This window comes from Bradyrhizobium sp. (assembly GCF_019242285.1).
In the GTDB taxonomy this organism is placed as follows: Bacteria; Pseudomonadota; Alphaproteobacteria; order Rhizobiales; family Xanthobacteraceae; genus Bradyrhizobium.
Genome location: NZ_JAFAVV010000295.1, coordinates 23,301 through 32,008, shown reverse-complemented (window position 1 = coordinate 32,008; position 8,708 = coordinate 23,301). Strand labels below are relative to the sequence as shown.

At 66.8% G+C, this 8,708-nt stretch carries 8 protein-coding genes; 4 read left to right on the top strand and 4 right to left on the bottom strand.

Features of this window, described 5'->3' with window-relative positions:
• Positions 1 to 1,440: molecular chaperone DnaK (gene dnaK / locus JOY90_RS11665; protein ID WP_291691293.1), on the bottom strand; the 1,440-nt coding region annotated here is incomplete at its 3' end.
• A gap of 382 nt (positions 1,441 to 1,822) precedes the next feature.
• Here dnaK and JOY90_RS11660 point away from each other — a divergent pair.
• Positions 1,823 to 2,761: a hypothetical protein gene (locus tag JOY90_RS11660; RefSeq protein ID WP_291691292.1), complete on the top strand. Its 939-nt coding sequence runs from the start codon at positions 1,823 to 1,825 to the stop codon at positions 2,759 to 2,761.
• Between the two features lie 26 nt (positions 2,762 to 2,787).
• On the opposite strand, the gene grpE is transcribed toward JOY90_RS11660, so the two are convergent.
• Complete coding sequence (gene grpE, locus JOY90_RS11655; RefSeq protein WP_291691291.1) at positions 2,788 to 3,417, bottom strand: nucleotide exchange factor GrpE; 630 nt, start codon at positions 3,415 to 3,417, stop codon at positions 2,788 to 2,790.
• A gap of 107 nt (positions 3,418 to 3,524) precedes the next feature.
• Positions 3,525 to 4,613 (bottom strand): heat-inducible transcriptional repressor HrcA, encoded by a 1,089-nt coding sequence (hrcA, locus tag JOY90_RS11650; RefSeq protein WP_291691290.1) that lies wholly within the window; start codon positions 4,611 to 4,613, stop codon positions 3,525 to 3,527.
• Between the two features lie 161 nt (positions 4,614 to 4,774).
• Between hrcA and rph the strand changes: the two genes are divergently transcribed.
• The 3 genes from rph to hemW are packed head-to-tail and all read left to right on the top strand — an operon-like array spanning position 4,775 to position 7,274.
• Complete coding sequence (rph, locus tag JOY90_RS11645; RefSeq protein WP_291691289.1) at positions 4,775 to 5,488, top strand: ribonuclease PH; 714 nt, start codon at positions 4,775 to 4,777, stop codon at positions 5,486 to 5,488.
• A gap of 6 nt (positions 5,489 to 5,494) precedes the next feature.
• Positions 5,495 to 6,130 carry an RdgB/HAM1 family non-canonical purine NTP pyrophosphatase gene (gene rdgB, locus JOY90_RS11640; protein WP_291691288.1) on the top strand — a complete coding sequence of 212 codons (636 nt, stop codon included), beginning with the start codon at positions 5,495 to 5,497 and terminating at the stop codon, positions 6,128 to 6,130.
• Positions 6,117 to 7,274 carry a radical SAM family heme chaperone HemW gene (gene hemW / locus JOY90_RS11635; RefSeq protein ID WP_291691287.1) on the top strand — a complete coding sequence of 386 codons (1,158 nt, stop codon included), beginning with the start codon at positions 6,117 to 6,119 and terminating at the stop codon, positions 7,272 to 7,274. Before rdgB ends, hemW begins: the two co-directional genes overlap by 14 nt.
• A 9-nt stretch (positions 7,275 to 7,283) precedes the next feature.
• Here hemW and JOY90_RS11630 read toward each other — a convergent pair whose 3' ends face one another.
• Entirely contained in the window at positions 7,284 to 8,525 is a 1,242-nt protein-coding gene (locus JOY90_RS11630; protein ID WP_291691286.1) for a penicillin-binding protein activator, read from the bottom strand.
• Between the last annotated feature and the right edge of the window lie 183 nt (positions 8,526 to 8,708).

Genomic DNA, 8,708 nt, shown 5'->3' with positions numbered 1-8,708 from the left:
GTTGACGATGCCGTTGGCGTCGATGTCGAAGGTCACCTCGATCTGCGGCATGCCGCGCGGGGCCGGCGGAATGCCCATCAGGTCGAACTGGCCGAGCATCTTGTTGTCGGCCGCCATCTCGCGCTCGCCCTGGAAGACGCGGATGGTGACCGCGTTCTGGTTGTCCTCGGCGGTCGAGAAGACCTGGCTCTTCTTGGTCGGGATCGTGGTGTTGCGGTCGATGATGCGGGTGAATACGCCGCCCAGCGTCTCGATGCCGAGCGACAGCGGCGTCACGTCGAGCAGCAGCACGTCCTTGACGTCGCCCTGCAGCACGCCGGCCTGGATCGCCGCACCGATTGCCACGACCTCGTCGGGGTTGACGCCCTTGTGCGGCTCCTTGCCGAACAATTGCTTCACGACCTCCTGGACCTTCGGCATGCGGGTCATGCCGCCGACCAGCACCACCTCGCCGATCTCGCCGGCGGTGACGCCGGCGTCCTTCAGCGCCTTGCGGCAGGGCTCGATGGTCTTCTGGACGAGGTCGTCGACCAGCGCCTCGAACTTGGCGCGGGTGAGCTTCATCGTCAGATGCTTCGGTCCGGTCTGGTCCGCGGTGATGAACGGCAGGTTGATCTCGGTCTGCGTCGTCGACGACAGCTCGATCTTGGCCTTCTCAGCGGCCTCCTTGAGGCGCTGCAACGCGAGCTTGTCGTTGCGCAGGTTGATGCCCTGCTCCTTCTGGAACTCGTCGGCCAGATAGCCGACCAGGCGCATGTCGAAGTCCTCGCCACCGAGGAAAGTATCGCCATTGGTCGACTTCACCTCGAACACGCCGTCGCCGATCTCGAGGATGGAGATGTCGAACGTGCCGCCGCCGAGATCGTAGACGGCGATCGTACCGGTCTTGGTCTTGTCCAGGCCATAGGCCAGCGCCGCCGCGGTCGGCTCATTGATGATGCGCAGCACCTCGAGGCCCGCGATCTTGCCGGCATCCTTGGTGGCTTGGCGCTGGGCGTCGTTGAAATAGGCGGGAACGGTGATCACCGCCTGATCGACCTTCTGGCCGAGATGGGCTTCCGCGGTTTCCTTCATCTTCTGCAGGATGAAGGCGGAAATCTGCGAGGGCGAATAGGTCTTGCCGTCCGCCTCGACCCAGGCATCGCCGTTCGACGCCTTGACGATCTTGTAGGGGACGAGCTTCTTGTCCTTCTCGACCATGGGGTCGTCGTAGCGGCGGCCGATCAGGCGCTTGACCGCGAAGAAAGTGCGTTCGGGATTGGTCACCGCCTGGCGCTTGGCAGGCTGGCCGACGAGGCGCTCGCCGTCATCGCTGAAGGCGACGATCGAGGGGGTCGTCCGCATGCCCTCGGCATTCTCGATGACCTTCGACGTTTTGCCGTCCATTACGGCGACGCACGAATTCGTGGTGCCGAGATCGATCCCAATGACCTTTCCCATGGTCCTCATGTCCTTCCGTTTGCGGCAGGTCGGCAGGGCCCTGATGGCACCCCAGCCCGTACCCCCTTCAGATCAAAAACTCGCGATATTGCGATTGGTGAGGCTCATATAGGAGGGGGGCCCCCGCCCGCAAGGACTACACCGCAATCCCGGCGCATGAAACCGCACGTCAACGGAAGATCGTGTCCTGAGCGCCGTGGGCTCGCCCGATCGATAATACCTCGTTAACATGTGCGGCCGCGAAGGTCCGTGCCCATGCAGGCCACGGGACGCGGGACGCGGCTGTTGTCCGCCCGCGAAAACCGTTAAAAGCGGCGCGCCGAAACTGGCCTTGACCGAATGTGGACCGGCCGCCCGGCGGTCCGAACAGACGGGGTAGTTCATGAAGTGCTTTCGACTATTGAACGCGGTGGCGTTGCTCCTTGTAGCGATGCCCGCTGCCTTTGCCGCGGACGCCACCTTTCCACCGGGTCAGCGGGTGGGGTTGACGCCGCTGATCGGTCTGGTCCGCGCCAAGTCATTCCCCGGCTTCGAGTCGGAGGATCAGCACGTCAAGGTTCTCGTCGCCGAGCTGCCCCCGGGCGCCTACACTGAGGTCAAGAGCGCCGCCGAGGCCGCGCCCGTTGCGCCGGGCGTGGTCAGGCCGCAAAGTCTGGAAACCTCAGCCGGCACCGCCTACTACACCGTCGAGAGCGCGAAAGACGGCGCCACCGCGGTGAAACGCTATTCGATGATCGTCTCGGGCGGCACCTTCTCCGGCTACGTGGCCGTTCAGGTTCCGGAGGATACGGCCAAGATCTATTCCGACGACGCGGTCCGCCAGATGTTTGCCTCGGTCACGACCCGCAAGGACGTTCCGGTCGACGAGCAGCTCGGCCTGATGCCGTTCAACGTCACCGAACTGAGTCATTTCAGGAATGTCCGCACGGTGGCACCGGGAGCCGCCATCGTCCTCGCGGATAGCGACGAGACCAAGGGTTTCGAGGCCGCCCCCTTCATGGTGATCGCCATCGTCGGCACGTCCCCGCAAGAGCCGGGTGATCGCGCACGTTTCGCGCAGGAAGCCGCAACCCAGATTCCCGGCATGCGCGACGGCCGGATCACGATGTCGGAGCCGATCCGCATCGGCGGCCTGCCGGCCTTCGAGACGCGGATCGACGCGACCAGCGGCAAGGACAACACGCCGGTCACGGTGGTGCAGTGGCTGAGATTCGGCGGCGCGAGCACGCTGCGCATCGTCGCCAGCGCACCGCGTGACCAATGGTCCGATGCGTTTCCGCGCTTCCGTGCCGTGCGCGACGGAATTCAGCCGCGCGGTTAGCTGGCCGTCAGCGGTCGGCAGGCCGATCAGGCCGCGTCGGTCGGCTCGTTGCCATTGGCGGCGGGAGCGGCAGGCGCCGCCCTGGCGCCGCCCTTCGACACGCCGACCAAAGCGGGCCGCAGCACCCGCTCGCCGATCATGAAGCCCGCCTGCACCACCTGCACGACCGTGCCAGCAGGGACGGACGGATCGGGCACCTCGTACATCGCCTGCTGGAAGTTCGGGTCGAACTTCTCGCCCGACGGATCGAACTTCTTGACGCCGTTCTTCTCCAGCGTGTTGAGAAGCGACCGCTCGGTGAGCTCCACGCCCTCGATCAGCGCCTTCAGGCCGGGCTCGGCGGAGGCGCGCGCCTCCGCCGGCACCGCGTCGAGTGCACGCTGCAGATTGTCGGCGATCTCGAGCACATCGCGCGCGAAGCCAGTGATGCCATATGTCCGCGCATCCGCGACCTCGCGGCTCGTGCGTTTGCGCAGATTCTCCATCTCGGCGAGCGTGCGCAACATCTTGTCGCGTGCTTCCGCCACCTCCTTGGCCAACGCTTCCGCCGCCCCGGCTTCCGGGTCATCGGGCATGATGTAGGGCTTCGAAACCACGGGTTCGCTCGCCTGCCCCGGGTTCACCGGATCATTCTTCTGCAGGTCGTGATCGGTCATGGAGGGCCTTCTCGAACATCGGCTGAATGGGTGGGGTGTTTGTCGGCCGGGATATCGTGCTTTGGGGTGCGAAAATCAAGCGCCCGTGATCGGGCGCAGTTGTGGCGCTAGCCCCCCAAAAGCCGGCTCACGATGCGCGCCGCGTAATCCACCGTCGGGATGACCCGCGCATAATTCAGCCGCGTCGGCCCGATCACGCCGAGAACGCCGACAATGTGGCCGGCGCCGTCGCTGTAGGGTGCGAGGATGGTGGAGGAGCCGGACAGCGAGAACAGCTTGTTCTCCGATCCGATGAAAATCCGCACTCCCTCGGCCCGCTCGGCGCGCCCGAGCAGGTCGATCAGGCCGCGTTTGGTCTCGAGATCGTCGAAGAGCGATTTCACCCGCTCCAGATCCTCCAGCGCATGCAGATCCTCCAGGAGATTGGCATGGCCGCGCACGATCAACTGGCGGTCGTCGCTCTCGCCGCCGGACCAGCCCGCAATGCCTGCCGCAATGATCTTCTGCGTGAGCTGATCGAGCTCGGCGCGGTCCTCCGCCAGCGCGGTCTCGAGCTCGAGCCTTGCTTCCGCCAGGGTTCGGCCGCGGATGCGCGCGTTGAGGAAGTTGCTCGCCTCAGTGAGCGCCGAGGAGGGAACGCCGGGCGGCAGGGTCAGCACCCGGTTCTCGACCTGGCCGTCCTCGCCGACCAGCACGACCAGCGCACGCTCCGGTTCCAGCCGCACGAACTCGATATGCTTCAGCCGCGAATTGGATTTCGCGGTCAGCACCACCGCGGCCGCACGGGTCAATCCCGACAGCCGGGTCAGCGCCTCCTGCAGCGCCGCTTCCACCGTCTGCGCCCGGCCGACGGCGGCAAGCTGGCTCTCGATCGAGCGTCGTTCGGCCTCGGAGAGATCGCCGAGTTGCATCAGGGCGTCGACGAAGAACCGCAGCCCGCGCTCGGTCGGGAGCCGGCCAGCGGAGGTGTGTGGCGCATAGATCAGGCCGAGTTGCTCCAGATCGGCCATCACGTTGCGCACGGATGCCGGCGACAGCGGTATCGCGATCAGGCGGGAGACGTTGCGCGAGCCGACCGGCTCGCCGGTCGCCAGATAGCTTTCGACGATCTGGCGAAAAATGTCGCGTGAGCGCTCGTTGAGCTGCGCCAGCCCCGCATGCGGCGAAATCAGGCCGATCGGATCATGGTGAGCCACACTCTACTCCCTGACAACCCCCCATAATCTGTCCCGCGGGGGGCCCGGTGACAAGCGGTCAATGGCGGCTCGAAAAGGACGGTTAAGGCCTTGCCGCACCGCGCACACGATCCTACAAGCTCGGCAAGCCATACCGCCGGTCAACTTTCCTGGAGGACTTCATGCGGCCAAGCCGCCGTGCCCCTGACGAACTGCGCGCCGTGTCGCTGGAGCGGGGCGTCGTCAAATATGCGGAAGGGTCCTGCCTGGTTAAATTCGGCGACACTCACGTGCTGGTCACGGCGACGCTCGAGGACCGGCTGCCGCCTTGGCTGAAGGGTCAGGGCCGCGGCTGGGTGACGGCGGAATACGGCATGCTGCCGCGCGCAACGCTGGAGCGCACCCGGCGCGAGGCCTCGGCCGGCAAGCAGAGCGGGCGCACGGTCGAGATCCAGCGGCTGATCGGCCGGGCGCTGCGTGCAACCATCGACCTCGAATCGCTCGGTGAGCGGCAGATCACCGTCGACTGCGACGTGTTGCAGGCCGATGGCGGCACCCGCACGGCCTCGATCACCGGTGCCTGGGTCGCGCTCGCCGACTGCGTCGCCTGGATGAAGACGCGCAACATGATCAAGACCAACGTGCTCCGCGACCAGGTTGCCGCGATCTCGTGCGGCATCCACCAGGGTACACCGGTGCTCGACCTGGATTATGCCGAGGATTCGGAAGCCGACACCGACGCCAATTTCGTCATGACCGGCGACGGGCGCATCGTCGAGGTGCAGGGCACCGCGGAGAAGACGCCGTTCTCGCAAGAGGAGTTCCTGGCGCTGATGGAGTTGGCCCGCAAGGGCGTGGCGCGGCTGGTGGGCTTGCAGAAAATGGCGGTCGCGTAGTTCAGCATGCATCGGCGCATCGAAGGCAGACTGGTGATCGCGACCCACAATCCCGGCAAGCTCGCCGAGATGCGGGAGCTGCTGGCGCCCCACGGCGTCGAGGCGGTCTCGGCCGGCGAGCTCGGCCTCGGCGAGCCCGAGGAGACCGGCAATACCTTCGCGGCCAATGCGCAGATCAAGGCGATCGCGGCGGCCGAGGCCGCAAAGCTTCCGGCCTTCGCCGATGATTCCGGGCTCGTGGTCGACGCGCTCGAGGGTGCGCCCGGCATCTACTCCGCCCGCTGGGCCGGACCCGGCAAGGACTTCAACACGGCGATGGCACGAATCGAGCGGCTCCTGCAGGAGCGCAATGCGACCGCACTGGACAAGCGCAAGGCTCATTTCGTCTCCGCGCTGTGCGTGGCCTGGCCGGACGGCCATCTCGAGGAGGTCGAGGCACGCGCCGACGGAACCCTGGTCTGGCCCCCCCGCGGAACCGCCGGCTTCGGCTACGATCCGATGTTCATGCCGGACGGTTTCGACCGCACGTTCGGCGAGATGACTGCTGTGGAAAAGCACGGCCTGCCGCCGCTGGGGCTCGGGCTCTCGCACCGGGCCCGGGCCTTCGTCAAGCTCGCGGAGATCTGCCTTGACCGGCGCTGAGCGGCAAGCCTTCGGCGTCTACGTGCACTGGCCGTTCTGCCTGTCGAAATGCCCGTATTGCGACTTCAACAGCCACGTCCGCCAGACAGCGATTGACGAGGCCCGGTTCGCTGCGGCCTTCGCCCGTGAGATCGCGACCACGGCAGAGCGCGTGTCGGGGCGGGAGGTGTCGTCGATCTTCCTGGGCGGCGGCACGCCCTCGCTGATGGCGCCGGCGACGGTGGGCGCCGTCCTGGAGGCGATCGGCAAGCACTGGCGCGTCGGCTCCGACGTCGAGGTCACGCTGGAAGCCAACCCGACCAGCGTCGAGGCGACGCGCTTTGCCGGCTACCGCGCAGCCGGCGTCAATCGTGTTTCGCTCGGGGTGCAGGCGCTGGACGATGCCTCGCTCAAGGCGCTGGGCCGGCTGCACACGGCGCGCGAGGCGCTGGATGCGGTGGCGATCGCCCGCCGCAGCTTCGCGCGCTATTCCTTCGACCTGATCTACGCCCGCCCCGGACAGACGCCGGAGAAGTGGGCCGACGAGCTCGAGCGCGCCATCGCCGAGGCCGCCGAGCACCTGTCGCTCTATCAACTGACCGTCGAGGAAGGCACGCCGTTCTTCGGGCTGCATGCGGCCGGGAAACTCGAGACTCCGGACGAGGCCACGGCGCGCACGCTGTACGACGTCACCCAGGCGATCTGCGCCCGGCACGGATTGCCCGGCTATGAAATCTCAAATCATGCCCGTCCAGGCGCGGAGTGCCGGCACAACCTGCTGTACTGGCGCGGCGAGGAATATGCCGGCATTGGTCCGGGCGCGCATGGCAGGCTGGACATCGACGGTATCAGGCATGCGACGGCCACCGAGAGGCGTCCTGAATCCTGGCTGATGCGGGTCGAGGCGAACGGCCATGGCGTCGTCACCGACGACTGTCTCAACAGCGAGGAGCGTGCCGACGAGTTCCTGCTGATGGGCCTGCGGCTGGCGGAAGGCATCGATCCGAAACGCTATGCGCAGCTCGCCGGTCGCCCGCTCGATCCGGCGCGCGTCGCGCTGCTGCGCGAGGAAGGGGCGATCACGGTCGATGCCGATGGCCGGCTGCGCGTGACCCAGGCCGGATTTCCCGTGCTCGACGCGGTCGTAGCCGACCTCGCCGCCTAGACATTTCGCTCAAGCGCCAAAGCTCTTCGGCGAGCCCGCGACCGGCACGCCGCCGCCGGAGGCGACCCGCATTACGGCGAGTCCCCGCTCATTGGTGCCGTCGGGTCGGAACCTGAACAGGCCGTCGATGCCGGCAAATCCCGACGAATTGGTCAGGATCGCAGGCGTGTAGTGTGGTCCACCGCCCGGCGTCTGGGCCAACGCAGCCGTCAGCGCCACCGCGTCATAGGCCAGGGTCGCCGTCCGTACCGGCTCCGAGCCGAAACGGGCGCGATATTTGGTAGAGAAGCCGCGGAAGCCGGCCGGATCCGGCGCCGCATAGAGTCCGCCCTGCAAGGCAGCGCTTGCGAACACCCGCGGATTGTCCCACAGCCCGGTGCCGAGCAATTGGACGTTGCGCAGATTGGCGCCCGCCGCCGTCAGCGCGTCGGCCATCGCCACGACGCCTTCGCCGTCATCGGCAAGCAGCAAGGCATCCGCCTGTCCGAGCGCCTGCGCGATCGTCCGCGCAGGCGTCGCGCGATCGCCGCCATATTTCTCGAATGCCACGATCCGTCCACCCCGGCGGCCGACCGCCTGCTTGAACGCCAGCTCTACCACATTGCCGTAGGCGTTCTCGGGCAGGAGCGCGGCGAAGGATCGTTTCCCGATGCTCGCGGCATGGTCGACGATCCGGTTGACATCGGACTCGGGCTGGAAGCTCAGCAGATAGACCCCCCGGCCGGCGACGCTGGAATCGGTCGAGAACGCGATGCAGGGGACGTTGCGCGTCCTCGCGACCTGCGCCGTCGCCGGAACCGAGCCGGCGAACAGCGGCCCGAGGATGATCTGGGCGCCTTCGTCGAGCGCCTGCTGCGCGGCTTGCTGGGCGCCTTGTGGAGTGCCACCATCGTCCTTGATCAGGAGCTGGACGTTGGCCGTCTGGAAAACGGCAAGCGACATCTCGGCCGCGTTCTTCATCGATGCGGCGGCCAGGCTGGCATTGCCGGACGCTGACAGCGGCAGGATCATGCCGACCTTGACCTGCCCGTTGCCGGCGGCCGACGGGGGCTGAGCAGGCCCGGTCGGAGCAGCCGCAGACGGCTGCGCCTCCGCGCCGAACGGCTTGGAAAACTGGCTGAAGCTCTGCTGCGCGCTGGCGCAGGCCGACAACAACGGGGCGCCGAGCATGAAGCCGATCGCGGTTCGCCGGCTCGGCCTCGCAGCCTGCCGACCCGATGCACCAGACCTCGATTGCAGCAAGCCCACCATTGCGTCTCTTGGCTCGGCCGACCTGCGGCGGCCATTACCCTCCTTGAACAGGGCCGGAGGGCCGATTGAGGCATATTGTCGGCGAAAAGTTAACCAAAACAAAAGAATTAGGTGGCCGCCGCGTGAGGATCGCTCCCGACATGAAAGCGGTTCGACCAGCGCGTCGCGAGGTACGCCCGGCTC

What these genes read in the sequence shown, in the direction of transcription:
- JOY90_RS11660 (WP_291691292.1), top strand. Translation starts at nt 1,823, where the DNA reads ATGAAGTGCTTTCGACTATTGAACGCGGTGGCGTTGCTCCTTGTAGCG.
- grpE (WP_291691291.1), bottom strand. Translation starts at nt 3,417, where the DNA reads ATGACCGATCACGACCTGCAGAAGAATGATCCGGTGAACCCGGGGCAG.
- rph (WP_291691289.1), top strand. Translation starts at nt 4,775, where the DNA reads ATGCGGCCAAGCCGCCGTGCCCCTGACGAACTGCGCGCCGTGTCGCTG.
- rdgB (WP_291691288.1), top strand. Translation starts at nt 5,495, where the DNA reads ATGCATCGGCGCATCGAAGGCAGACTGGTGATCGCGACCCACAATCCC.
- JOY90_RS11630 (WP_291691286.1), bottom strand. Translation starts at nt 8,525, where the DNA reads ATGGTGGGCTTGCTGCAATCGAGGTCTGGTGCATCGGGTCGGCAGGCT.